This window comes from Azospirillum sp. Sh1, assembly GCF_008365135.1.
GTDB lineage: Bacteria > Pseudomonadota > Alphaproteobacteria > Azospirillales > Azospirillaceae > Azospirillum > Azospirillum oryzae.
Genome location: NZ_VTTK01000004.1, coordinates 192,150 through 215,213, shown reverse-complemented (window position 1 = coordinate 215,213; position 23,064 = coordinate 192,150). Strand labels below are relative to the sequence as shown.

The following is a 23,064-nucleotide window of genomic DNA, read 5'->3' as shown; positions in this document are numbered from 1 at the left end:
GGATCCAGGGGTTGGGGTCAGCGGGTACAGCCGCGTGCCGGCACCGGCCAGTCGCCGACGACCTCGCCGTTGCGGCTGATCGCCATGCGGTCGTGCAGGTTGGTCACCACGCAGACATGGTTGGGCAGGATCATCACGCGGTCGCCGATCTCCGGCCGCTCCGCGCTCTTGCTGAGGTCGACCACCGCATGCTCCTCGTTGACGCGGACGATCACCGCGTCGGGGTAATCGAGGATCAGGCCGAAGCCTTCGCCGACCGACGGGGCGACGCGGTCGCTCGACAGGGTCTTGCTGCCGCAATCCAGAACGGCGCGGTCGGGGGTCGGGCGGCTGACCACGGTGGCGTGGACATGCACGGCGCATTCGTCCAGCGTCGCCACCCCGGCGCCGACGGTGGCGCGGTCGTGATAGATGTAGGTGCCGACGCGCAGTTCGGTCACGCCGGGAAGCTCGTGCGTGTCCCAGCAGCCGGGGGTGCCGCCGACCGACACCGTCTCCACCGCGATCCCGGCGCCGTCCAGCAACCTGCGGGTCTCGGCGACGAAGGGAACGGTGCGGGGGCCGCGCGGGTAGGTCATCAGGCCGCGGAAGCGGGTCAGGCCGTTGCCGGCGGCGCGGCGGGCCAGCGTCAGCACCTCGTCCGGGGTCTGCACGCCGCAACGGCCGTCGCCGCTGTCGAACTCCACCAGGATGCCGATCTCGACGCCGGCCTGCGCGGCGGCGGCGGCCACGGTGTCAAGGGCGACGGCGTTGTCCAGCGCCACCGTCAGCTTCGTCTTGCGGGCCAACTCGGCCAGCGGCTTCACCTTGGCGGCGCCGACGATGGGGTAGGTCAGCAGGATGTCTTTGCAGCCGGCTTCGGCCATCACCATCGCTTCGCTGATCTTCTGGCAGGTGATGCCGACGGCGCCCAGCTCGATCTGGCGGAGCGCGAATTGGGGAAGCTTGTGGGTCTTGATGTGCGGGCGCAGCGCCAACCCGTGCCGGTCGCAATAGGCCTGCATCTTGGTCAGGTTATGTTCGACCCGGTCGAGGTCGATGACGGGGACGGGGGTGTCGAGATCGTCGACGCGCATGGGACCGCTCCGGAACTCTGATTTGGGAAAGGGGCCGACCCCGGCGGGATCGGCCGCTCGGAATGTTACGCTGTCGGCAGGACGGCGATGCAGTCGATTTCGACCTGGATGTTGTTCAGCTGGCAGCCGATGGTGGTGCGGGCCGGCGGCTCGGTCGGGAAGAACTCCGAATAGAGCGCGTTGTATTCCTGGAAGCGGCCGAGGTCGCTGAGGTAGCTGTTGACCTTCACCACATGGGCGAGGTCGGTGCCGGCGGCCTTCAGGATGATCTCCAGGTTGCGCAGGGTCTGGCGCACCTCGCCGGCGAAGTCCTCGGGCAGCGCGCCGGTCTCCGGATGGTGCGGCCCCTGGCCCGACACATAGACGAAGCCGTTCGCGACGATGGCGTGGCTGTACTGGCCGGCGGGCTTCGCACCCTTTTCGGCGAAGATCGGCTTGCGGTTGGTCATCGGGTCCTCACTGGTTGAAATGTCAGGCGCGGGTCAGGGTCTTGCCCGGGCGCGCGCCGGTGTGCCCGCCGTCCCGCAGGACGAACTGTCCGGCGACGAGCACGTCGGTGATGCCGTGGGGCGGGCGCGTCGGATCCTGGAAGGTCGCGCGATCGGCCACGTCGGCGGTGAACAGGGTCAGGTCGGCCACCATGCCCGGCCGGATCAGACCGCGGTCGGACAGGCCGAAGCGCTGCGCCGGGACGGCGGTCATGTGGCGGACGGCGTCCTCCAGCCCCAGCCTGCCCTCGCCCTTGATGGCGCGGGCGAGGTAGCGCGGGAAGCTGCCGAAGGCGCGGGGATGCGGCTTGCCGGTCTCGCGCGGCAGACCGTCCGACCCCAGCATGTGCAACGGGTGAGACAGCGCGGTTTCCAGATCGGCCTCGGCCAGCTGGAACATGACGATGTTGGTCCGGCCACGGTCGGCGCGGATCAGCCGGACCAGCGTGTCGAAGGGCTGCTCCTTCGCGACTTCGGCGATCTCGGTCAGCGACAACCCTTCCAGGCTGCGCAGGTCGTCCGCCGAAACGCCGCCGATGCGGACATTCTCCCAGCCGATCAGGCGGATCTTGGATTCCCAGCCGGCATCGTTGGGAGCCTCGCCGTCCTCCACCGCGCGGCGCAGCGCCGCCAGACCGTCGGCGTCGGCCATGCGGGCGAGCAGCGCCTCCACCCCGCCCGCCAGCGCCGAGGGCGGCAGCAGTTGCAGGATGGTGCTGGACCCGGCCGGGTAGGGGTACATGTCGAAGCTGACGTCGGTGCCGTCGTGCCGCGCGATCTCCATCCGCTCCACCGCGCGCGGCAGGCTGCCCCAATAGGGCCGTCCGGCGGCTTGCAGGTGCGACAGCAGGCCGCTCGCCCCGCCGGCCTTCAGCAGGTCGAGGAACTCGTCCACCGAGGCGATCAGCCCGCCCTCGTAGGAGCGGACATGGGCGGTCAACAGCGCGCCATGCGCCGCCACCACCTCCGCCAGCCGCACCAGCTCTGCCCGGTCGGCCCAGGCGCTGGGCGGATAGACGAGGCCGAGTGACAGGCCGTGAGCGCCCTGGCGAAGCTGGTCCGCCAGCAGGTTTGCCATCGCCTCGCGCTCATCGGGGGTGGCGGCGCGGTTCTGCCAGCCCATGACTGCGAGGCGAAGCGCGGCGTGCCCGACCAGCGAGACGAGGTTGATCGCGGTGCCGCGCCCGTCGAGCGCGGCGCGGTAGCCGGCGAAGTCGGCAAAGGTTTCTTCGCTCGCCACCGTGCCCAGCAGGTTGCCGAAATGCTCGCGTAGAGGGCCGCTGCTCTCCGGGTTCTGCGGGTAGAGGCCGAAGGAGCAGTTGCCGACTACCACGGTGGTGACGCCCTGCGCCACCTTCTCCGGCCGGCCGGGCTGGCGCAGCTGGATCAGATCATCGTGGCAATGGGCGTCGATGAAGCCGGGGGCGAGGAAACGGCCTTGCGCCTCCAGCGGTTCGGCGTCCGGCGTGTCTAGCATCGGGCCGACGGCGGCGATGCGTCCGCGCTCCACCAACACGTCGGCCGGGAACCAGGGGGCGCCGGTGCCGTCGATGATTCGGGCGCCCTTGAGGAGGAAAGTGGCACTCATCTCACTTCACCTTCTGGAGCCGGGGGTCGAGCGCGTCGCGCAGCCCGTCGCCGACGATCTGCAACGACAGCACGGTCAGGACGATGGCGCAGCCGGGGAACAGGATCAGCCAGTCGGCCTGCTGGAAATACTGCTGGGCGCCGGCGATCATGTTGCCCCAGGTCGGCGTGGTCGGCGGCACGCCGACGCCGAGGAAGGACAGCGCCGCCTCCGTCAAAATGGCGTAGGCGAAGATGAAGGTGGCCTGCACCAGGATCGGGGAGATCAGGTTGGGCAGGATGTGCAGGAAGACGATGCGCGGGGTGGAGGCGCCGAGCGCCGTCGCCGCCTCGATGAAGGGCATCTCGCGCACAACAAGGCAGGCGGCGCGCACCACGCGGGCGACGCGCGGGGTGTAGACGATGCCGAGCGCCAGCACGACGTTGTAGAGCGACGGCCCCAGCGCCGCCATGAAGGCGATGGCGAGCAGGATGTCGGGGAAGGCCATCAGCGCGTCGGTCAGCCGCATCAGCAGCCCGTCCAGCGGCCGGACATAGCCGGCGGCAAGCCCCAGCAGCGTGCCGAGCAGCGTCGCCACCACCACCACCAGCAGGCCGACCAGCAGCGACAGCCGGGCGCCCAGCATCACGCGGGACAGCACGTCGCGGCCATACTCGTCGGTGCCGAACCAGTGGGCGGCGGACGGCGGCTTCAGCCGACCGAGGATGTCCATCTTCATCGGGTTGAACGGCGTGATCCACGGTGCCAGCAGCGCCACCGCCAGGATCGCCAGCATGATCAGGAAGGACAGCACCACCAGCCGGCGGCGGAACAGCTGGCGCATCAGCAGGGCGGCCGGCGACCGGCTGTGCCGCGATTTGGCGGAGGAGGGAAGGGGGACGCTGCCGTGACCGGCGGGGACGCTTGTCATGGAAACCCTCCCTCTCAATAACGGACCCGCGGATCGACCACGGCATAGAGCAGGTCGACCGTCAGGTTGATCAGCACATAGATGGCGGACACCACCAGCAGGGCGCCCTGGATCACCGGGTAGTCGCGGCGCAGCACGGCGGAGACGATCAGGTTGCCGACGCCGGGCAGGCCGAACACGGTTTCCGTCACGATGGCGCCGGCGATCATCACCGCGGTGGTCAGGCCGATCACCGTCAGGATCGGGATCATCGCGTTGCGCAGCGCATGCTTCAGCACGACGACCAGCGGCGGCAGGCCCTTGGCCCGCGCGGTGCGCACATAATCCTGGCTCATCACGTCCAGCATGCTGGTGCGGGTGAAGCGCAGGATCAGCGCCGAGTTCGGAATGCCGAGCGCGATGGCCGGCAGCACCAGATGGCGCATCCGCTCGATCAGGTCGGCTTCGGGCGGTCCGTAGCCGGCGACCGGGAACCAGGCATGGTCGACCGCCAGATACTTGATCAGGGTCAGCCCGATCCAGAAGCTGGGAATGCTCGCCGCCAGCATGGCGAGCCCGACCGCGGTCTGGTCCACCAGTCCGCCGCGCTTGGCCGCCGACAGGATGCCGACCGGCACACCGATCAGCATGGCGATCCCCACCGACATCATCGTCAGCAGCCCGGTCAGCTCCGACCGTTCGGCCAGCGCCTGCGCCACCGGGCGGTTCAGGAAGATGGACTCGCCCAGATCGAAGCGGACGATCTGCCCGAGGTAGAGCAGGAACTGCGTCAGCAGCGGTTCGTCGAGCCCCAGCCGGCCGCGCAGCGCCGCGATGTCCTCCGGCGTGGCGGAGGACCCCAGCATGACGGCGGCGGGATCGCCCGGCACCACGCGGGCGATCATGAAGACCACCATGGCGACGAGCAGCATGACGACCATCATGCCGGCAAACCGGCGGACGATGTAAACGAGCATGGTTGCGGTCCCGGACCGAGGGAAAAATCAAGCCCTCTCCCGTCCCGGGAGAGGGAGGGGACCCACGAAGTGGGGAGGGTGAGGGGTGAGCCAAGAAACCAAAAGCGCATGGTTCCTTGCCCAACCCCTCACCCTTCCCATGCTCCGCATGGGCCCCTTCCCTCTCCCGGGGCGGGAGAGGGAGCCTTATCGCCCCTCAGCCCTTCAGGTCGGTGTTCCAGAAGAAGGGCCAGGGGGTCGGCGTGTAGCCGGTCAGCTTGTCGCTGCTGGCGGCGAGGTTGTAGAAATCGCCGACCTTGATGCTCGGCACCTCGCTGTAGAACAGCGTCTGCAAGGTCACCCACTTGGCCTTGCGGGCGGCCGGGTCCATCTCGCGGTTGAAGGCGGCGAGCGCCTCGCGCTTGGCCGGGCTGTCCCACCAGCCGGGATAGCTGGGGTTCAGCACGGTGATCAGCGACGGTTCCGGCACGAAGGTGTGGTAGGTGAAGAAGGCGTCCCACGCCTTTTCGTCGCCGCGGCGCTGCAGCAGGGTCGCCCAGTCCAGCACCTGCAGATCGACCTTGAATCCGGCCATTTCGAGCTGGGCCTGCGCCACCATGCTCATCTTATAGAGAAACTCGTACTGGACCGAGGTCATGATGCGGATCGGCTCGCCCTTGTAGCCGGCGGCCTTCAGCAGGTCCGCCGCCTTGCCGGCGGCATGGTCGGCGTAGGGCTTGGCGCTGGCCGCATCGTAATAGGGCGTGCCCTGGGCGTAGATCGACCCCTCCGCCTGGACGAAGGCGGGATCGCCGAAGCCGGCCAGCAGCATGTCGTTCGGCTCCAGCGCCGCCAGAACCGCCTGACGGATCTTCTGGTTCGCCATCACCCCGGTCTTGGTGTTCATGATCATCAGCGGGAAGCCGAAGGGCTTGACGATCACCGGCTTGACGCCGGCCGCGTCCTTGATGCGCGGCAGGGTTTCCGCCGGCAGGCTGTCGGCGAACTGGTACTGGCCGGCCAGCACGCCCGACACCCGGGTGGCGGCGTTCGGAACCGGGACGAAGCGCACCTCGCCGATGACGGCCTTGCGGCCGCCGGCATAGCCGCTGGGCGCGCCGACGGGGGAGGCGTAACCGTCATGGCGCACCAGCCGGATATACTGGTCGGGCTTGTGTTCCAGCAGCTTGTAGGGGCCGGTGCCGATCAGCGACTTCAGCGCGCCCGGCCCGTCGATCACCGATTTCGGCACGATGGCGGCGGCACCGTTGTTCATCGCCAAGAGCGCGGTCAACGGCGCGAACGGCTCCTTCAGCGCGATGACGACGGCGTCCGCGCCCTTGGCGGCGATGCTCTCCACCAGCGGAGCGACGGTCTTGCCGCGCGGCGAGGCCTTGGTCCAATGGTCGAGCGAGGCGACCACGTCGTCGGCCGTGACGGTGCCGCCGTCATGGAAGGTGACGCCGCTGCGCAGCGGGATGGTGTAGGTCTTGCCGTCCGCCGACACCTGCGGCAGGGCCGACGCCACCAGCGGGGCCAGCTTCCACTCGCCGTCGAAGGTGAACAGCGTCTCGAACATGTGCTGGGTGATGATGCTGACGAGGTCGGACGTGGTGCCGACCGGGTCGAGCGTCGGCGGCTCGCCGATGGTGGCGACGGTGATGACCGAGGCGCCGCCCTGCTGTGCGTGCGCCGGCGTGGTCCAGGTTCCCAGGATTCCAGAGGAAAGCCCGCCGGCTGCAAGCGTCGTGCCGAGGGCGGTGTTGAACAGACGTCGCGTGATCCCTGTCATTTCTGCCTCCCCGACCGTTTGTCCGAAATATCGGACATCAGTCTTGTATTCCAGACAAGGAAACGGTATATCGGACAAAGACCGCTGGCAAGCCGAAAATCCGCGTGCTAATCGGTTGTGGGACGGCAGGGAGCGCGGAACACATGAAGAGCGACGGCGTGTTGGAAAAGCAGGCAGAAGAGAAGTCGACCGGCCGCGCCCGCGGCATCGACCGCGTCATCGCGCTGATGGACCATCTGCACAGCCGGCGCGCCCCGACGCGCATCGCCGACATCGCGCGCGACACCGGCACCCCGCGCTCCACCATGTACGAACTGGTCAACACGCTGGTGGAGGCGCGCTGGCTGGAGCTGCGCGACGGCGACGGCACGGTCTATTTCGGGCCGGCGATGCATTATTACGGCAGCGATTACCTCGACAGCGTCGACCTGATCCGCAAGGCGCGGGTGGAGGTCGCCCACATCGCCGAGACGGTGGGGGAGACGGCGCAGTTCTGCACGCTGGACGGCGACAAATATCTGGTCGTGCTGAATGAACCCGGCCGACGCATGTTCCGCATCAGCTCGGAGATCGGCATCAAGGTGCCGATCCCGTGGACGGCGTCCGGCCGGCTGCTGGTCGACCACATGGCCGCCGACGAGATCCGGCGCTTCATCCCGCCCGAGGATTTCGTCCTGCCCGACGGTCGCCGCATCGCCGAGGACGAGTTCCTGGAGGACATCGGCCGCGCCCGCACCCAGGGCTATGTCCGCACCACGGCGCTGGTCGACCGCTTCACCACCTGCCTCGCCGCGCCGGTCCGCGATCCGGCCGGCCGCTGCATCGCCACCATCTGCTTCGTCGTACCGGCCGACACGACGGAGGAGGCGCAGCAGGTGATGATCGACACGCTGAAGGCCAGCGCGGAGAGGCTGTCGCCAGGGCGGCCTTGAAGCGTTGCCAAGGTCGCGCCTATTCGCCCGCCCCTATTCGCCCTTCGGATCGAAGCGATAGCGGAAGTCGCAATGGTCGGCGCCCTGCATGATGGTCTGCGTGCGCTCCATCGTGATGCGCGGGTCGTAGCCGGTGCAGAAGGCCGCGTCCCGGTTGCAGGACAGCAGGTGCCCGATCGACCCCAGCCCCATTTCCCGGTACATCTCGGCGTAGCGGCAGCGCGTGACGTTGTAGTCGAAATGGGTTTCGTCCTGCCGCTTCACCTCCAGCCGCAGGGCGTCGTCCTTGGTCCACAGCGGCTGAAGATCGGCGAAGCTCTTCAGGCTGGTCCCCTCCGGCTCGGTCGCGGCGAAGGATTGGGCGGCGGCCAGGGCCGCCTTGGTGATCGCGGCGCCCAGGATCTCCTGTGCCGTGGCCTCGCCCAGCCGGGCGACCATCTCCTCATAGACCGGCTTCAGGATTTCCGCCTCGATGCGGCGGCGCTCCAGGATGCCCATGGTTTCGGTCATGGCAGGCTTCCTTTCGTCAATTAGCGTCAATGGGCATGGCCGCCGAGATAGGCCTCGGCGATGCGCGGGTCGTCCCGCAGCTGGGCGGCCGGACCGGCCAGCACGATGCGGCCATCCTCCAGAACCGCGGCGTGGTCGGCGATGCGCAGGGCGGCGCGGGCGTTCTGTTCGACCAGCAGGATCGATACCCCTTCGGCCCGGATGCGGCCGATCAGGTCGAAGATCTGCGCGACGATCTTCGGCGCCAGCCCCAGCGACGGCTCGTCGAGCAGAAGCAGCGTCGGCCGGCGCATCAGGGCGCGGGCGATGCACAGCATCTGCTGCTCGCCGCCGGACAGCGAACCGGCATTCTGGCGCAGGCGCTCGCTCAGGATCGGGAACATCGCCAGTACGCGGTCCAGCTCGCCCAGCCCGATGTCGCCGCCGCCGAGCACCAGATTCTCGCGGACATTCATGTTGGAGAAGATCTGCCGCCCTTCCGGCGCCTGGGACAGGCCGAGCTGGACGATGCGGTGGGCCGGCATGTTGGTGATCGGCTGGCCGCGGAAGGTGATGCTGCCTTGGCGAGCCCGATAGATGCCGGACACGGTGCGCATCAGCGTGGTCTTGCCGACGCCGTTGGAGCCGAGCACGGCGACGATGGCGCCCTGGGCCACGTCCAGGCGGACGCCGTGCAGGATCTCCTGCGGCCCCATGGCGACATGCAGGTCCGCGATCGAGAGCAGAGGCGCTGTCATTGGCGGCGCGGTCATTCGTCAACCCCAAGATAGGCTTCGAGGACGGCAGCATCGTTGCGGATCGCGTCGGGCGTGCCGTCGGCGATCTTGCGGCCTGAGGCCAGCACAAGGATGCGCTGGCAGATGCCCATCACCAGCGCCATGTCGTGTTCGACCAGCATGACCGTCAGGCCCTGTCCGTGCAGCCGCTTGATGAAGGCGGCCAGATCGCGCGTCTCGGTGTCGTTCAGCCCGGCGGCCGGCTCGTCCAGGATCAGGAAGCGCGGCCGCATGGCGAGCGCACGGGCGATCTCCAGATATTTGCGCTGGCCGTAGGGCAGGTTGGCCGCCAGTTCCGCCGCGACATGGGTCAGGCCGACCGCCTCCAGCGCCTCCCAGGTGCGGCGGCTGATCTCGGCGGAATGGGCTCTGCCGCCCTTGGAAAAGGGGCCGAACAGGGCGCCGAACGCCCCCTGCGGCAGCGTGCCGACCGCGCCGACCGACACATTGTCGAAGACCGACATGTTGGGGAAGATGCGCAGGTTCTGGAAGGTGCGGCTGATGCCCAGCCGCGCCACCTGATTGGGCTTCAGGCCGCTGATGGTCCTGCCGGCGAAGGCGACGGTTCCGCCGGACAGCGGGGTGAAGCCGGAAATCAGGTTGAACAGCGTGGTCTTGCCGGCACCGTTCGGTCCGATCAGGCCGACCAGTTCGCCCTCGTCGACATGGGCGGTCACGTCGCCGACCGCCTGTACGCCGCCGAACCGGCGGCTGACGTTGCGGATTTCAAGAAGATGGGTCATCGCCAGCCGATCCCTTCGCCCTTCCGTTCACCGTCGCCGCTGTTGCGCCACGCCGCACCCAACTGCCGGCGCACCAGCCGCAGGGCGGACACCTCGCCCAGCAACCCCTTCGGCAGCAGCAGGATGGAGAGGAACATCACCAGCCCGACCATGATGTTGCGGAAATCGCCCAGGGCCCGCAGGCCTTCCGGCAGCAGGATCAGCAGCAGCGCGCCGATGATCGCCCCCGGCAGGCTGCCGAGGCCGCCGACCACCACCATCGCCAGGATCAGGATCGATTCCGAGAATTTGAAGTCGCCCGGCGAGATGTAGCCGGTCATGTGCGCCCACAGGCTGCCCGCCACCCCGGCGAAGAAGGCCGACAGGGTGAAGGCCTCCATCTTCAGCCGCACGGTGCGCACGCCCATGGCGTCGGCGCATTGGTCGTCCTCGCGGATCGATCGCAGAGCATTGCCGTAATAGGAATGGCTGAGCCGGCTGATCGCGACGACCGACAGCGTCACCACCGCCGCCACGGTGTAGTAGGTGGCGAGGCGGCCGGACAGGCCGAACCCGAACAGCTCGAACCCCCTGGTGACGATGATGCCGTTGGGACCCTTGGTGAAATCCACCCAGTTCAGCATGACCAGATACAGCATCTGGCCGATGGCGAGGGTCGCCACGGCGAAATAGATGCTGACCAGCCGCATCGTCGGCAGCGCCACCAGGAAGGCGATCAGCGCCGCCACCAGACCGGACAGTGGCAGCGTGACGGTGAAGCCCAGCCCGAGCTTGGAGGTCAGCAGCGCCGCCGTATAGGCGCCGACGCCGTAGAAGGCGGCATGCCCCAGATGCAGCAGGCCCGCCACTCCCGTCACCAGATGCATGGAGGCCGAGAGCAGGACGAAGATCAGCGCCAGATTGGCGATCTGGTAGAAATAGCCCCGGTCGAAGCCGGCCAGCAGCGCCGGCAGCGCGGCGAAGACCAGCAGCAGGATCATCGCCGGAACCAGCCAGCCCCGGCGGCCGGCGTGATCGTCTGGCGCGACAGTCTCAAACACGTTCACGGCGCGCTCCGAACAAGCCGTTGGGGAAGAAGATCAGGGTCAGGATCAGGAAGCCGTAGGCGACCATGTCCGACCAGCCCGACGAGACGAAGGTCGTCGCCATGCTTTCCGAAATGCCGAGGATCAGCGCGCAGATCACCGCGCCGGGAATGGAGGACAGGCCGCCCATCACCATGGCGACGAAGGCCTTGATGCCGGGGGTGAAGCCCATGGCGGGGAAAACCGCGCCGTAATAGAGCCCCATCAGGATGCCGGCCGCCGCCCCCATCATCGACCCGACGACGAAGGTGGTGATGATGGTGCGGTCGGTATCGATGCCCACATATTTGGCGCCCAGCGGGTTGTTGGACACCGCGCGGATCGCCAGCCCGACGCGGGTGCGCGTCAGCAGATACTGCAGGCCGATCAGCATGGCGGCGGCGACGCCGAAGATGATGAAGTCGCCGGTCACCAGGATCACCGGGCCGACGCGCACCGGCGTGTTGATCAGATACTCGAAGGGGATGGAGCGCATCTGCGATCCGAAGACGATCTCCAGTGCCTCGCGCACCACGATGGACACCGCCAGCGAGGAGAGCAGCGTCGATTCCCGCATCGCCCGCGACTTCAGCGACGCCTCGTCGGTGAAGCGGCGGAACGGCTTGAAGGCCAGCCGCTCCAGCGAGAAGCCCGCCAGCGCCCCGATCGCCAGCGCGCCCAGGATCACCGCCACGATGGGCGGCGCGGTGGCCGAGATCAGCACGAGGCCGGCGAAGGCGCCCAGCGTGTAGATCTCGCCATGGGCGAAGTTGACGACGTTCAGCACGCCGAAGATCAGCGTGAAGCCGATCGCCATCAGCGCATAGGTCATGCCCAGCGACAGGCCGATGGCGAGCTGCTGGAGATAATAGGGATCGAACATGCGGGCTCTGTCGCTGGGGGAGGGGAAGCGTTGTACCGACTGTGGTGACGTCTGGTCGGTCGCGCATATAGTCCCCTCTCCCGCCCCGGGAGAGGGAAGGGGCCCGCCGCGAAGCGGTGGGAAGGGTGAGGGGTGATCCAAGGAACCATGCGGTTCGGGAGTCTTGGCCGCCCCCTCACCCTCCCCATGCTGCCGCATGGGTCCCCTCCCTCTCCCGGGGCGGGAGAGGGAAACGCAGGCGTCGTCAGTTGGCGACCGGAACGAAGGCGCCGCCCTTGACCTCGACCTTGACCAGTTCCTTTTCCGCTTCGCGGTCGGCGCTGAAGCTGGTCTTGCCGGTCACGCCGGGGAAGTCCTTGGTCTGGGCCAGCGCGTCGCGCACCTTCTCGCGGGTCGGGTTGGGCTGGGCCTTTTCCACCGCCGCCAGCATGATGCGGACCGCGTCATAGGCCTGGGCCGGGAACTGGCCGGGGACGGCGCCGTCCGAGCGCTTCTTCCATTCGTCGACGAAATGCTGGACGTTCGGCGACGGGTCGGTCGGCAGGAAGTTGGAGGTCAGGTGCATGCCCTCCGCCGCCTCGCCGGCCAGTTCGATCAGCTTCGGGCTGTAGGCCGCCGAGGTCGAATAGACCGGCGTCTTGACGCCGAGCTGGTGCAGCTGCTTCAGGAACTGCGCCCCGTCTTCATAGAAGAAGCCGGTGTAGATCGCATCGGGCTTCGCGCGCTCCAGCTTGCTGATCAGCGAGCGGTAGTCCTTCAGGCCCCGATTGAAGAACTCCGAAAAGACGACTTTGCCGCCGTCGGCCTTCACCGCGTCGGAAAATCCGCTGACCACCGACTGGCCCCAATCGGTCTGCTCGGCGATCACCGCGACGTTCTTGAGACCCTTGGACGCCATCCATTTGGCGTTGTAGGGGCCTTCCTGCGCCTGGGTGGCGATGTTGCGGAACTGGTACTTGGAGATCTTGGTGTAGTCGGGGTGCGAGGCGGTCTGCGACAGCTGAGGCATGCCGGCCTCCTTGTAGACCTGCGCCGCGGCCATCGACACGCCCGAGGTGAAGTCGCCAAGAACGCCGACGATCTCCTTGTCGTCCACGAACTTGCGGGCGATGTTGGTGCCTTCCTTGGCGTCGGACCGGCTGTCCTCGAAGACGATCTCGACCTTGAACGGCTTGCCGGCGGCGTTGAACTCGGTCAGCGCGATCTCGGCGGCCTTGCGGAAATCCTGGCCGTACTGCGCGGTGTCGCCGGTCAGCGGCAGCTGGTAGCCGAGCTTGACCGTGTCGGCGGCGAAGGCCGAACCGGCGATCCCGGCAGCGGCGAGCGTCGTGAGCGTGAGGAGGCGGAGTTTCATGGCGGGGACACCCTCTTCTTCCGTTTGGCTTCTTATGCTTTGCAGCGCGTGGACTTATTCGGCGGCTTTGGCGCCCGGCAGGACCTTCAGCCGGCAGCAGCCCTCGTCACCCGGCTTCCAGGTTTCGCCCTTGAAGACGAAGCCGGCCGCTTCGAACAACCCGCCGTCGATGGCGCCGGCCATCTTGCAGAGCAGCTCCAGATCGGTGTCGGAGCGGCCCTGGGCCTGCCAGGCCTCCTTCAGCGGGCAACGGTGGAAGTGGATTTCCAGCGCCTCGCCGTCGCACCGCTTGATCTCCGGCGCGAACATGCTGTCACGGTTGGGGATGCCGTCGAGGAAGGCATGGCACAGGCCGGTCAGATCGTCGGGACCATGGCCGGCATACTTAGCGCCCATCGCCTCGCCGAGGCGGCGGGTGGCTTCCTGGCCGACCTCCAGCGCCGTTTCGGTGCCGAACCGTTCGCGCAGCACGTCGAACATGTGGGCATAGGACGCCGCGCGCATCGCATAGGCGTTGCGCAGAAGGGTGGGGTAATCGGGGGTGTCGGCCATGCTCGCCTTCTCCATTTGGATCAGATTTCCCGGGCGTCGTTCCAACGGTACTGCAGGATTTTCAACGGCCCGACGCGTTGCAGCAGGGCATTGAAGGGCAGGGGCGTCGGCGGGGTGAAGGGCAGGGCGAGGTCCTTCGGATCCTGGCCGATCGCTGCCCGCGCGAGTTCACGCCCGAGCGAGATCGACAGCGCCACGCCGCGCCCGTTGCACCCGGCCCAGCCGAAGCCGTTCGGCCCCAGCCGGTGGACGCGGGGAAAGTAATCGGTGGTCATGGCGATGCGGCCGTTCCACACATAATCGAAGGTGACGCCGCGCAGGGCCGGGAACATCCCGGCCAGTCGGTCGCCGACGATGTGCTTCAGCCGTTCCGCCCCGTTCACCGGGATCAGCAGCGCGCCGCCAGTCACCAGCCGGTTGTCGGCGGTGTAGCGCATGAAACGCAGGTCGCCATGGGTGTCCGACATCGCCTGACGGCCCGGCAGGATGGTCCGGCGCGCGTTGTCGCCCAGGGGCGCGGTCGCCATCTGCCAGGACAGCACCGGTACCACCTCCGTCCGGATCTCATGGAAGACGGCGGCGGCATAGCCGTTGGTGCCCAGCACCAGCGCGTCGGCGGTCACCATTCCCTGCGGCGTGCGGGCGATCCACATGTCGCCGCGCCGTTCCACCGACAGTGCGGGGGAGTTGACGTAGACCGCCGATCCGGCCTCGACGGCCTTGGCGGCGAGCCCGCGCACCAGCGCCAGCGGGTTGATGTGCCCGCCGGTCCGGTTCATCCAGCCGCCGTAATAGGCATCGGTGCCGAGAAGGGCTGAAACCGCGTCCCGGTCCAGCAGTTCCACGTCGGCGCCGTACCGGCCCCATTGGGCGGCCCGGCGCTCGGCGATCTTGATGCGGCCCGGCGAATGCACCGGCTGGACCCAGCCGGTCTGCTCCGCTGCGCAGTCGATGCCGAGGCGGCGCACCAGATCGAACAGGGTGGAGGCGCTGTCGCGGATCAGGCCGACGAAGCGCTCCCCGGCCTCACCGCCGAAGCGGGCGACGAGGTCGGCGGGATCAGGCCGGGTCAGGGTCGGGATGACCTGCCCGTTGTTGCGTCCCGAAGCGCCCCGGCCGAGTTCGGACGCTTCCAGCACCACCGCGTGCTTGCCGGCCTCCGCCGCGTGCAGGGCGGCCGACAGGCCGGTGAAACCGCCGCCGATCACCAGCACATCGGCCTGCACGTTGCCCTGCAACACCGGCAGGTCCGGAGGCGGCGGGGCGGTGGCCTCCCATAGCGAGTCCGGGCGTCGCCAAATTCCGCCCCGGCCTGGAATGTCCTGCGCCTGGTCTGCCACGTCCGCCTGCCCCCGCTCGGCCAAATCCGTCCGGCCCGATCCATTTTGGTCAGGCCCAACCGTCTCCAGTCGAACTATGGGTCAAAAGGCACACGTGCGCAATTCCCAAGATTTTCTCGCGAAAACATTATTACACTGAGCGCTACGCTAGGAAATCTGTGGGAATTGCACACAAGGCAGATCACCCGGCCTTCGGCAGGACGGTCTCGGCCAGTCGCACCCAATAGCTGGCGCCGATCGGCAGCACCGCGTCGTTGAAGTCGTAATGCGGGCTGTGCAGATTGCGACCCTGGTCCGATGGCCCGGCGCCGACCCAGATGTAGCAGCCCGGCCGCTTCTGCAGCATGAAGGAGAAATCCTCCGCCCCCATGCTGGGCATCGGATCGAGATCAAGGGCGTCTTCTCCGACCACGCGCGCCGCCGCTTGCCGCGCCAGTTCGGTTTCCTTGACGCTGTTGGTGGTGGGGGGATAGCGCCGTTCATAGCGCAGGCTGGCCTCGACGCCGAAGCCGCCGGCAATGGCGGTGGCGACCTCGCCCATGCGGCGCTGAACCAGATCCTGAACCTCCGGCCGGAAGGTCCGCACTGTGCCGCGGAGAACGGCCGTGGCCGGCAGTACATTCCACGTGTCGCCGGCGTGGAACTGGGTGACGCTGACCACGGCCGAATCGATGGGATGGACGCTGCGGCTGGCGATGGTCTGCCAGGCACCCACGATCTGGCTTCCCACCATGATCGTGTCCGTTCCCATATGCGGCATGCCGGCGTGGGTGCCCCTTCCCGTCAGGGTCAGTTCGAAAATGTCGTAGGCGGCCATCAGCGGGCCGGGGCGCAGCGCGATGCGGCCGACCTCCAGCCCCGGCCAATTGTGCATGCCGAAGACCTTCTCCACCGGGAAGCGGTCGAACAGCCCTTCCTCGACCATCACGCGTCCGCCGCCTTCATTCTCCTCGGCCGGCTGGAAGATGAAGACGATGGTGCCCTGGAACAGGTTGGGATTCTCGGTCAGGTGGCGGGCCGCGCCCAGCAGCATCGCCGTATGGCCGTCATGCCCGCAGGCGTGCATGCGCCCCGGATTGCGCGAGCTGTGGGGCAGGTTGGTTTCCTCGTGGATGTGCAGCGCATCCATGTCGGCGCGGAAGCCGACCATCGGGCCCTCGCCGTTGCGCAGGATCCCGACCACCCCGGTCTTGGCAAGGCCGCGGTGAACCTCCAGCCCGAAGGAGGCCAGCTTCTCCGCCACGAAGTCGCTGGTCCGCTGTTCCTCGAAGGCGGTTTCCGGATGGGCGTGCAGATCGCGCCGCCATTCCGTCATGTCCGCCGTCAGCCTGTCCATTCCCGTCGCCATCCCGTCCATCGCCTGTTCCTCTCGTTCGGGCAAAATGCTGTTTCAATCCTGCCCAACTTATACCGGAACCGAAACGGTCTATTTTTGCATGCAACGTCCGCAGCCTTTCCGTGCGACCCTCTGCGTTGCGTGCACTGCCGATCGGCGCAGGAGTTCAACGCCGCCGCCGTACAACGAACAAGCGCGGCCCGATGCCGCCGACGGGTTCATTGACGGAATGGCGACGATCATGGACGGGAACGCGACACGGCGTACCGACGGATTGCTGCGTCTCGCGGTCCAGCATCACAATGCCGGACAGAGCGAGCGGGCGGAGCGGTTTTGCCGCGAAATCCTGAGGATCGACCCGACGCACGGCGACGCCGCCCATCTGCTGGGCCATATCGCCTATCAGGACGGGCGCAGGACCGACGCCACCCGGCTGTTCGACACCGCGGCGCGGTCCAATGCGCTGGTCGGCTCCTACCATCTGGCGCTCGGACAGGCGTTGATGGAGGAGGGGCGGGTAACTGCCGCACTCGCCAGCGCCCGCCGGGCTCTTGCTGTCAATCCCGACGATGCCGCCGCGCTGTGCCTGCTGGGCTCAGTCGCCGGGCGGCAGGGACAGCCGGTGGCGGCGCTGCGCTGCTACCGCGCTGCGGCGCGTCTGGTGCCGAGCGCGGCCGAACCGCGGCTTGGCATGGGGCGGGCGCTGGAGGACCTGCGGCAGGCCGGTCCCGCCATCGGCTGCTACCGGCTGGCGGCAAAGCTGCGGCCGAAGGATGGCGCCACCCGCGTCGCGCTTGCCAATGCGCTGCGCCGTTGGGGTGCGATGGCCGAGGCTGCCGCCGCCTATCGGGACGCCATCGGGCTGGGTGCCGACAATGGATCGGTCTGGGCCAATCTGGGCGCCACGCTTCAGGGCCTGGGCCGGTTCGGCGAGGCTGAAGGCGCCTATGTCGAGGCCCTGCGTCGCGAGCCCGGCCATGCCGAGACCCGCAACAATCTGGGCCTGCTGCTGCATGCACAGGGCCGCCATGATGAGGCGCGGTCGCGGTTCCGCACCGCGCTGGTGCTCGACCCGTGCCATGTTCCGGCGCTCGTCAATCTGGGGCTGGCGGATTCGGCGCTCGGCGACCATGGCGGTGCGGAGCGGTGGCAGCGTCGCGCCATTGCCCGAGAGCCCGGCCGGGCGGAGGCATGGAACAATCTGGGCAACGCCTGCAAGGCCCAGGCGCGGCGGGCGGAAGCCGAGCATTGCTGGAAACGCGCCCTGGCGCTGCACCCCGCCTTCGCCGATGCGCTGGGCAATCTCGGCGCCGACCTGTCGGACCGCGAAGCCTTTGGCCCGGCGGTGGTGCAGGTGCGCCGTGCCATCCGGCTGATGCCCGGTCATGCGTCGCTGCACGCCGTGCTGGCCTATGCGCTGAACGGCGCCCAGAGCCCCGTCGAGGCCGACGTCGCCTGCCGCAAGGCGCTGGCGCTGGCGCCGTCGCTGGCCGACCCGCTCTGCACCCTGGGGCTGGCGGAGCAGCGTCAGGGGCGCGCCGATGCCGGACGCTGGTTCGAGCGTGCCGTTGCCGCGGCGCCCGGCCATGCGCTGGCCCGTTTCAACCGCGGCCTGCTGTCGCTGGAACGCGGCGCGCTGAGCGCCGGCTGGGCCGACTACGCCTTCCGCTTCAAGGCCGGACGCGTGCGGCCGGAGCGGCGCTTCACCGTCCCCGAATGGACGGGCGAGCCGCTGGACGGCAAGCGACTGTTCGTCTGGCGCGAGCAGGGGGTGGGGGACGAGTTCCTGTTCGCCTCCTGCTATCCCGACCTGATCAGGATGGCCGGGCGGGTGGTGATCGAATGCGAACGCCGGCTGGTGCCGCTGTTCGCACGCTCCTTCCCGAAGGCGACGGTGCGCGCCGAACAGCCGCCCTGCGGGCTGATGGAGGCGGAGACGGTCGATTGCGACTATCACATCCCGGCCGGTTCGGTCCCGCGCCTGCTGCGCGAGCGGTTGTCGAATTTTCCGGCGCGGTCCTGCTGGCTGTTCGCCGACGGCAGCCGCGTCGCCGACTGGCGCGAGCGGCTGGATGGTGCCGGCGACGATCTGCGGGTCGGCATCAGCTGGCGCAGCCAGGTGATGACCGCCGACCGCCGCAGCGCCTATCTGCCGCTGGATGCCTGGGGTCCGGTCTTCGCCGTGCCCGGCGTCACCTTCGTCAATCTGCAATATGACGAGTGCCAGCGCGAGATCCTGGCGGCGGAACGCCGGTTCGGGCAGCCGATCTATGGCTGGACCGGGCTGGACCTGCGCGACGATTTCGAGGAGACGGCGGCGCTGGTCTCGGCGCTCGATCTCGTCATCGCGCCGGCGAATTCGGTGGCGGAGCTGGCCGGCGCGCTGGGTGTGCCGGTCTGGCGCTTCGGGCACCGGGATTGGACGCAGCTCGGCACCGCCGGCCGGCCCTGGTATCCGTCGATGCGCCTGTTCCAGCCGCTGGGCGGGCAAGGGCTTGACCAGGCGCTGGAGCGGATATCGGCGGAACTGCGGCGGGTGGCGGGAGGCTGACCGGCCTACATCAGCCGCGGCGGCTGATCGCCATCCTCGTCGAAGGTCCGGTCGGACGGCGGCAGGCGGAAGGCGGCGGCAAAGATGCGGTCGGCAAGGTCCGTGGGCGGGCGGTCTTCCGACTGCCCGAGCGCAAGTTCCATCGTCACCATTTCGTCCAGCATCGCCTGCGCCTTGACCGAACGCAGAAGAAGGCGCCGCGCGTCCCTGGCCGCATCGGCCGGCCAGAGGGCGAGGTCGCCTCCGTAGCGATCGAGCCGATCGCGAAACTCCTCATCCGTCATCGAATGAATCCCTGGCCGCCTGCGCACTGGCGCGCAGCAGCAGCCGGAGCTGCTGGCGCGCGCGTTTCAAAAGCGACTCTACAGCACCGACGCTGATTTGCATAACGGCGGCGATGTCGGCGTTGCTTAAATTCTCGTAATAAAACAGCGTCACGGCGGCCCGCTGCTGCGGGGTCAGCTTGTTCTGGGCATCGGACAGCCGGGCGGCGACCTGCCGGCGGTGGATGGTGCTGACCGCGTCGGGCGCGCTGTCAGACGGTTCCGCCACCGTTTCCAGGTCCTGGCCGACCGGCCGGCGCTTGTGGTCGATGCAGCGGTTCACCGCCACGCGGTAGAGCCACGTCGTGAACCGGGCGCCGCCGTCGTCGCTCCATTGGGTGCGGCGCTGCCAGACCTGCAGGAAGGCGTCCTGCACGACATCCTCGGCCTCCGCCTCGTTGCCGGTCAGGCGGCGGGCCAGCGCGTAGGTGCGTTTCAGGTGGCGATGCACCAGCCGCCGATAGGCCGTCTGGTTGCCGGAGCGGATTTGCGCCATCAGCGCTTCGTCGCTGTCCTCGTCCGCGGGGATGATGACGCCGGAGGCAGAACCCCGGCTCAGGTCCCCGGACATGGATCGCCCGACGCTGGAATCCTCCCGCGGAAGGTCAAGCCGAGAGTCCGCCCGAGAGTCCGCCATGTGCATGATCCATCGTTCTCCCGACGACGGATGCATGCGGCCCTTTGGCCGGCGCACCGACGACAGTGGACGGCCCGCCGCGTTCTGCGGCGATGGCCTGCCAAGCCTTCAGCATGAAGGACGTCTGGCGGATGAGCGAGTCGCAGGCCGCCACCGGATCCTTCCGGCTGGCGGCGGCGCCCGCCTGCACGATCAGCCGGTGGTAGAACCGCCGGAGCGTCATCGCGATATCCTCATTTTTGTCGAAAACCAGAATGGAATCAAGGCCTGCGAACACCATGACCGCATTTCGGATCGCATTGTGGTGCGCTTCGAACCGGCGATCCGCGGCGGCGTCGCGGGCGGCATACAGATGGGTCATCGCCCGCTCGTACAACCGCACCACGGCGACCAGCGGCGGCACCGCGCTGTTGGCGACGGCGTAGGCATTCAGGGCTTTCGAATAGGCGGAATTGCGCATGGCGCCAAATCCTCATCAATTGGATGTGCCGTGACCGAGGTCAGCTGTCACTGCTGCTGCTGTCGCTGTAGGTCAGCTGTTTCAGCAGAAGGGCCGCCGACTCGGCTGCCGCCTCCAGCCGGGCGTAATAGGCGGTCAGGGTGTTGCGGTAGGTCTCGGCCTTGGTCTTGATGTCGGTCGAGCGGCTTTCCAGCTCGGTGTCCCGGGCTTCCAGGTCGTCGACGGCGCTGGCGAGGTCGCTGTCGTAGTCCGCCGACGCATCGTCGATGACGCCGAACAGCTTGTCGGCCAGTCCTTGCGAGAAATCGATGTCCACGCTGCCGCTGTTGCCGGAATAGACCAGAACGATGCCTTCATAGGCCGTGCCTTCAGCGCCGATGATTCGGTTGCCGCTGACGGAGAACAGGCTGCTGTCGCCGTCGACCGATGCCGAGGTGAGGGTCCCGTCGTCGCCGCGCACGATGTCCAGCGTGAAGGACAATGCCGAGGCGCTGCTGGTGTAGCGCAGCAGCGACATCTGGCTGGACGACGAAGCCATGTTGAGGCCGAGCAGCTGCTGGACCGCATCGACATCGCTGCTGAGGATGCTGTTCAGCGTGTCCTCGTCCAGTTCCAACTCGTTGGAACTGTTGAAACTGATGCCGAGGGAGGCCATCGACAGCACCGTGCCGTCGTCGGTGGTGATCGACGTGTCGAGGGCGCTGTTGACCGACCGCACGATCTGCCGCAACAGGCTGTCGGAAAACAGAGTAGCGTCGCTGGAGGCGGTGCCGTCGCTGGTCGTCGACTGCTGCGTCACCACGAAGTCGCGGTATTCGTTGTAGGCGTCGACGAAGCTGGAGATCGCCGATTTGATCGAGGACAGGTCTGTCGACACCTCCATCGAGATCGCCGTGTCCGGGCTGGCACTGTAGAGGTTCAGCGTCACGCCTTCGATGGCATCGTCGATGGTGTTGGAACTGCGGGTGATGGTGACGCCGTCCACCTCGACGATCGCGTCCTGCACCGCGACCATTTCGTTCTTGATGGCGCCGTCGCTGTCGGTCAGGCCGAGCGAGGACAGGACGCCGTCGCCGCCGTCGGTCAGCGAGATGGCCTGGCCGGTGTTGTTGGAGGTCAGGATCAGCTGATAGCTGCTGTCGCTGACCTGCACGATGCTGGCGGTGACGCCGCTGGTCGATTTGTTGGCGTTGATCGCATCGCGCAGGTCGGTCAGGCTGTCGTCGCTTTCCATCGAGATGGTGACGGCGCTGCCGTCGGCCGCCTGGAGCGTGAAGCTGCCGGAATAGCCCAGCGCGTCCGTCTTGCTGCTGGCGCTGTCGGAGGCGATCTTGTGTTTCGTCGCGAGCTGCTGAACCACGACGGAATAGGTGCCGACCTCCGTATCGTCATCCACCGTGGCGCTGAACACGTCGTCGTCGCCGACATAGGCGGTCCGCTGGCCGAACAGGTTGGAGGACGCGCCGGTCGAGACGCTGCGGTTGCGCAGGCCGTCGAGGGCGTCGTTGACCGCCTGCAGCTTGTCCTGAAGGTCGGTGTAGGCGGTGATCTTCGCTTCGTTCGCGGTGATCTTGGTGTCGATGCGGTCGGCCTTGCTGAGCCTTGCGTTGACCTTCGCCTCGATCAGCGCGGAATAGTCGATGCCGGTTCCCGAACTGCTGGAGGACAGCGCCGAATAACCGGTGCTCGCGGCTGTGCTGGTGGAGGTGGAGCTGACGGTGGTCATGGCAAGGCTCTCCCGGTTCCGGCCGCGGGCGGGGCGGCGGATGGCACGGTGACTGGCGCGGCGGCGGGCTTTGTGGCGATGGCGGAAAAAAGAGGAAGCGGCCGCCGGGGGACGCGCCCCACGAGTGTGTGAGGCTGTGTGGAACGCGCCCTTGCCGGCGGCCTTGCGAACTGTCAGCGGAGAAGGGAGAGCAGATTCTCCGGCATCGAGTTCGCTTGGGACAGCACGGCGATGGCGGCCTGGGTCAGGACCTTCTCCGATGCCAGTTTCGACTGCTCCTGGGCCACGTCGACGTCCATGATCTTGGACTGGGCGGCCTCGGTGTTTTCGATGGTGGTGTCGATCATGTCGCTGCGGAATTCGAAGCGCGAGATCAGCGCGCCGACGTCGGCGCGGGCGTCCGACAGGGTCGTCACGGCGGTGTCGAGCGCGGTCAGCGCGGCGGCGGCGGTGGCCGAGGTGCCGACGTCCAGCGTGTTGATGCCCAGACCGGTCGTGGTGACGCCGGCGATCGTCACGGTGATGTTGTCGTTCGACGTGGTGCCGACGCGGAAGGAGACGCCCGACGCCCAGTTGGTCGACCCATCCAGCAGCGATTCATCGTTGAAGCGGGTGCCCGAGGCGATGCCGTCGATTTCGTCCTGCAGCTGCTGGAACTCGGCGTCGAGATAGGAGCGCTCGTTGTCGGTGACCGAGCCGGACAGCGATTGCGTGGCCAGCGAGCGCATGCGCTGCACGATGTCGGAGATGCTGGACATGCCGCCGTCGGCGGTCTGCAGGATCGAAGAACCGTGCGAGGCGTTGGTGGCCGCCTGGTTCAGCACCGTGACGTCGGATTTCAGCGAGGTGCCGACGGCCAGACCGGCGGCGTCGTCCGACGCCTTGGTGATGCGCGAACCGCTGGCGATCTTCGAGACCGAATCCGACTGGTTCGTCGAGTTGATGTTCAGGTAGCGAAGGGCCGAATTGGAAGCCGTGTTGGTCGAGATGACGGGCATGATGTGGTCTCCTGATCGAACCGGGCCGTTTCGGCGACCCTCACTGGGACTCACGGGGCAGGCGGCGAAAGCTGGCGGGATTTTTCGATC

General features: G+C 67.7%; 22 protein-coding genes. 2 read left to right on the top strand and 20 right to left on the bottom strand.

Features of this window, described 5'->3' with window-relative positions:
• Window positions 1–17: 17 nt before the first annotated feature.
• The 6 genes from FZ029_RS06945 to FZ029_RS06915 form a co-directional block, all read right to left on the bottom strand.
• Entirely contained in the window at window positions 18–1,076 is a 1,059-nt protein-coding gene (locus FZ029_RS06945; protein WP_149268565.1) for an alanine racemase, read from the bottom strand.
• A 65-nt stretch (window positions 1,077–1,141) separates the two neighbouring features.
• The gene (locus FZ029_RS06940; protein WP_149224340.1) at window positions 1,142–1,525 is read right to left on the bottom strand and encodes a RidA family protein; all 384 of its coding nucleotides are present in this window, start codon (window positions 1,523–1,525) and stop codon (window positions 1,142–1,144) included.
• Between the two features lie 22 nt (window positions 1,526–1,547).
• Complete coding sequence (locus FZ029_RS06935) at window positions 1,548–3,152, bottom strand: D-aminoacylase (protein ID WP_149268564.1); 1,605 nt, start codon at window positions 3,150–3,152, stop codon at window positions 1,548–1,550.
• Between the two features lies 1 nt (window position 3,153).
• Window positions 3,154–4,062, bottom strand: a complete 909-nt coding sequence (locus FZ029_RS06930) for an ABC transporter permease (protein WP_149268563.1) — start codon at window positions 4,060–4,062, stop codon at window positions 3,154–3,156.
• 14 nt (window positions 4,063–4,076) lie between these two features.
• The gene (locus tag FZ029_RS06925; RefSeq protein WP_149268562.1) at window positions 4,077–5,018 is read right to left on the bottom strand and encodes an ABC transporter permease; all 942 of its coding nucleotides are present in this window, start codon (window positions 5,016–5,018) and stop codon (window positions 4,077–4,079) included.
• A gap of 196 nt (window positions 5,019–5,214) precedes the next feature.
• Complete coding sequence (locus FZ029_RS06915) at window positions 5,215–6,789, bottom strand: ABC transporter substrate-binding protein (RefSeq protein ID WP_149268561.1); 1,575 nt, start codon at window positions 6,787–6,789, stop codon at window positions 5,215–5,217.
• 143 nt (window positions 6,790–6,932) lie between these two features.
• Here FZ029_RS06915 and FZ029_RS06910 point away from each other — a divergent pair, with 143 nt between their 5' ends.
• Window positions 6,933–7,721 carry an IclR family transcriptional regulator gene (locus tag FZ029_RS06910; RefSeq protein WP_149268560.1) on the top strand — a complete coding sequence of 263 codons (789 nt, stop codon included), beginning with the start codon at window positions 6,933–6,935 and terminating at the stop codon, window positions 7,719–7,721.
• A gap of 33 nt (window positions 7,722–7,754) precedes the next feature.
• Here FZ029_RS06910 and FZ029_RS06905 read toward each other — a convergent pair whose 3' ends face one another.
• The 9 genes from FZ029_RS06905 to FZ029_RS06865 form a co-directional block, all read right to left on the bottom strand.
• A complete protein-coding gene (locus FZ029_RS06905; protein WP_149268559.1) occupies window positions 7,755–8,231 on the bottom strand; it encodes an L-2-amino-thiazoline-4-carboxylic acid hydrolase in 477 nt (158 codons plus the stop codon).
• A 26-nt stretch (window positions 8,232–8,257) separates the two neighbouring features.
• On the bottom strand, window positions 8,258–8,968 hold the full coding sequence (locus tag FZ029_RS06900; protein ID WP_188051836.1) for an ABC transporter ATP-binding protein: 711 nt from the start codon (window positions 8,966–8,968) through the stop codon (window positions 8,258–8,260).
• Window positions 8,969–8,979: 11 nt separating this feature from the next.
• Window positions 8,980–9,750 (bottom strand): ABC transporter ATP-binding protein, encoded by a 771-nt coding sequence (locus FZ029_RS06895; protein ID WP_149268557.1) that lies wholly within the window; start codon window positions 9,748–9,750, stop codon window positions 8,980–8,982.
• Window positions 9,747–10,796, bottom strand: coding sequence for a branched-chain amino acid ABC transporter permease (locus FZ029_RS06890; protein ID WP_247892178.1), 1,050 nt, complete (start codon window positions 10,794–10,796; stop codon window positions 9,747–9,749). Before FZ029_RS06890 ends, FZ029_RS06895 begins: the two co-directional genes overlap by 4 nt.
• Window positions 10,783–11,697, bottom strand: a complete 915-nt coding sequence (locus FZ029_RS06885) for a branched-chain amino acid ABC transporter permease (protein ID WP_085082531.1) — start codon at window positions 11,695–11,697, stop codon at window positions 10,783–10,785. Before FZ029_RS06885 ends, FZ029_RS06890 begins: the two co-directional genes overlap by 14 nt.
• Before the next feature lie 244 nt (window positions 11,698–11,941).
• Window positions 11,942–13,051 carry an ABC transporter substrate-binding protein gene (locus FZ029_RS06880; protein ID WP_149268556.1) on the bottom strand — a complete coding sequence of 370 codons (1,110 nt, stop codon included), beginning with the start codon at window positions 13,049–13,051 and terminating at the stop codon, window positions 11,942–11,944.
• A gap of 54 nt (window positions 13,052–13,105) precedes the next feature.
• Complete coding sequence (locus FZ029_RS06875; protein WP_149268555.1) at window positions 13,106–13,603, bottom strand: L-2-amino-thiazoline-4-carboxylic acid hydrolase; 498 nt, start codon at window positions 13,601–13,603, stop codon at window positions 13,106–13,108.
• A gap of 20 nt (window positions 13,604–13,623) precedes the next feature.
• Window positions 13,624–14,844, bottom strand: coding sequence for an FAD-binding oxidoreductase (locus FZ029_RS06870; protein WP_247892177.1), 1,221 nt, complete (start codon window positions 14,842–14,844; stop codon window positions 13,624–13,626).
• Between the two features lie 280 nt (window positions 14,845–15,124).
• The gene (locus tag FZ029_RS06865) at window positions 15,125–16,279 is read right to left on the bottom strand and encodes a M20 aminoacylase family protein (protein WP_247892176.1); all 1,155 of its coding nucleotides are present in this window, start codon (window positions 16,277–16,279) and stop codon (window positions 15,125–15,127) included.
• 229 nt (window positions 16,280–16,508) lie between these two features.
• On the opposite strand from FZ029_RS06865, the gene FZ029_RS06860 reads away from it, so the two are divergent.
• Window positions 16,509–18,830, top strand: a complete 2,322-nt coding sequence (locus tag FZ029_RS06860; RefSeq protein WP_247892175.1) for a tetratricopeptide repeat protein — start codon at window positions 16,509–16,511, stop codon at window positions 18,828–18,830.
• Window positions 18,831–18,835: 5 nt separating this feature from the next.
• Here the strand turns inward: FZ029_RS06860 and FZ029_RS06855 are convergent, their stop codons facing one another.
• From FZ029_RS06855 to FZ029_RS06835, 5 genes are all read right to left on the bottom strand, one after another.
• Window positions 18,836–19,114 (bottom strand): hypothetical protein, encoded by a 279-nt coding sequence (locus FZ029_RS06855; protein ID WP_149268554.1) that lies wholly within the window; start codon window positions 19,112–19,114, stop codon window positions 18,836–18,838.
• Window positions 19,104–19,724 carry an RNA polymerase sigma factor gene (locus tag FZ029_RS06850; protein WP_247892174.1) on the bottom strand — a complete coding sequence of 207 codons (621 nt, stop codon included), beginning with the start codon at window positions 19,722–19,724 and terminating at the stop codon, window positions 19,104–19,106. The genes FZ029_RS06855 and FZ029_RS06850 overlap by 11 nt, the downstream gene beginning before the upstream one ends.
• 34 nt (window positions 19,725–19,758) lie before the next feature.
• On the bottom strand, window positions 19,759–20,250 hold the full coding sequence (locus tag FZ029_RS06845; RefSeq protein WP_149268552.1) for a flagellar export chaperone FliS: 492 nt from the start codon (window positions 20,248–20,250) through the stop codon (window positions 19,759–19,761).
• Between the two features lie 40 nt (window positions 20,251–20,290).
• The gene (gene fliD / locus FZ029_RS06840) at window positions 20,291–21,976 is read right to left on the bottom strand and encodes a flagellar filament capping protein FliD (RefSeq protein ID WP_149268551.1); all 1,686 of its coding nucleotides are present in this window, start codon (window positions 21,974–21,976) and stop codon (window positions 20,291–20,293) included.
• A gap of 173 nt (window positions 21,977–22,149) precedes the next feature.
• Complete coding sequence (locus tag FZ029_RS06835; protein ID WP_149268550.1) at window positions 22,150–22,974, bottom strand: flagellin; 825 nt, start codon at window positions 22,972–22,974, stop codon at window positions 22,150–22,152.
• Window positions 22,975–23,064 lie beyond the last annotated feature (90 nt).

What these genes read in the sequence shown, in the direction of transcription:
- FZ029_RS06895 (WP_149268557.1), bottom strand. Translation starts at nt 9,750, where the DNA reads ATGACCCATCTTCTTGAAATCCGCAACGTCAGCCGCCGGTTCGGCGGC.
- FZ029_RS06930 (WP_149268563.1), bottom strand. Translation starts at nt 4,062, where the DNA reads ATGACAAGCGTCCCCGCCGGTCACGGCAGCGTCCCCCTTCCCTCCTCC.
- FZ029_RS06860 (WP_247892175.1), top strand. Translation starts at nt 16,509, where the DNA reads ATGGCGACGATCATGGACGGGAACGCGACACGGCGTACCGACGGATTG.
- FZ029_RS06875 (WP_149268555.1), bottom strand. Translation starts at nt 13,603, where the DNA reads ATGGCCGACACCCCCGATTACCCCACCCTTCTGCGCAACGCCTATGCG.
- FZ029_RS06880 (WP_149268556.1), bottom strand. Translation starts at nt 13,051, where the DNA reads ATGAAACTCCGCCTCCTCACGCTCACGACGCTCGCCGCTGCCGGGATC.
- FZ029_RS06865 (WP_247892176.1), bottom strand. Translation starts at nt 16,279, where the DNA reads ATGGACAGGCTGACGGCGGACATGACGGAATGGCGGCGCGATCTGCAC.
- FZ029_RS06915 (WP_149268561.1), bottom strand. Translation starts at nt 6,789, where the DNA reads ATGACAGGGATCACGCGACGTCTGTTCAACACCGCCCTCGGCACGACG.
- FZ029_RS06845 (WP_149268552.1), bottom strand. Translation starts at nt 20,250, where the DNA reads ATGCGCAATTCCGCCTATTCGAAAGCCCTGAATGCCTACGCCGTCGCC.
- fliD (WP_149268551.1), bottom strand. Translation starts at nt 21,976, where the DNA reads ATGACCACCGTCAGCTCCACCTCCACCAGCACAGCCGCGAGCACCGGT.
- FZ029_RS06835 (WP_149268550.1), bottom strand. Translation starts at nt 22,974, where the DNA reads ATGCCCGTCATCTCGACCAACACGGCTTCCAATTCGGCCCTTCGCTAC.
- FZ029_RS06885 (WP_085082531.1), bottom strand. Translation starts at nt 11,697, where the DNA reads ATGTTCGATCCCTATTATCTCCAGCAGCTCGCCATCGGCCTGTCGCTG.
- FZ029_RS06905 (WP_149268559.1), bottom strand. Translation starts at nt 8,231, where the DNA reads ATGACCGAAACCATGGGCATCCTGGAGCGCCGCCGCATCGAGGCGGAA.
- FZ029_RS06935 (WP_149268564.1), bottom strand. Translation starts at nt 3,152, where the DNA reads ATGAGTGCCACTTTCCTCCTCAAGGGCGCCCGAATCATCGACGGCACC.
- FZ029_RS06850 (WP_247892174.1), bottom strand. Translation starts at nt 19,724, where the DNA reads ATGTCCGGGGACCTGAGCCGGGGTTCTGCCTCCGGCGTCATCATCCCC.
- FZ029_RS06925 (WP_149268562.1), bottom strand. Translation starts at nt 5,018, where the DNA reads ATGCTCGTTTACATCGTCCGCCGGTTTGCCGGCATGATGGTCGTCATG.
- FZ029_RS06940 (WP_149224340.1), bottom strand. Translation starts at nt 1,525, where the DNA reads ATGACCAACCGCAAGCCGATCTTCGCCGAAAAGGGTGCGAAGCCCGCC.
- FZ029_RS06945 (WP_149268565.1), bottom strand. Translation starts at nt 1,076, where the DNA reads ATGCGCGTCGACGATCTCGACACCCCCGTCCCCGTCATCGACCTCGAC.
- FZ029_RS06855 (WP_149268554.1), bottom strand. Translation starts at nt 19,114, where the DNA reads ATGACGGATGAGGAGTTTCGCGATCGGCTCGATCGCTACGGAGGCGAC.
- FZ029_RS06910 (WP_149268560.1), top strand. Translation starts at nt 6,933, where the DNA reads ATGAAGAGCGACGGCGTGTTGGAAAAGCAGGCAGAAGAGAAGTCGACC.
- FZ029_RS06900 (WP_188051836.1), bottom strand. Translation starts at nt 8,968, where the DNA reads ATGACAGCGCCTCTGCTCTCGATCGCGGACCTGCATGTCGCCATGGGG.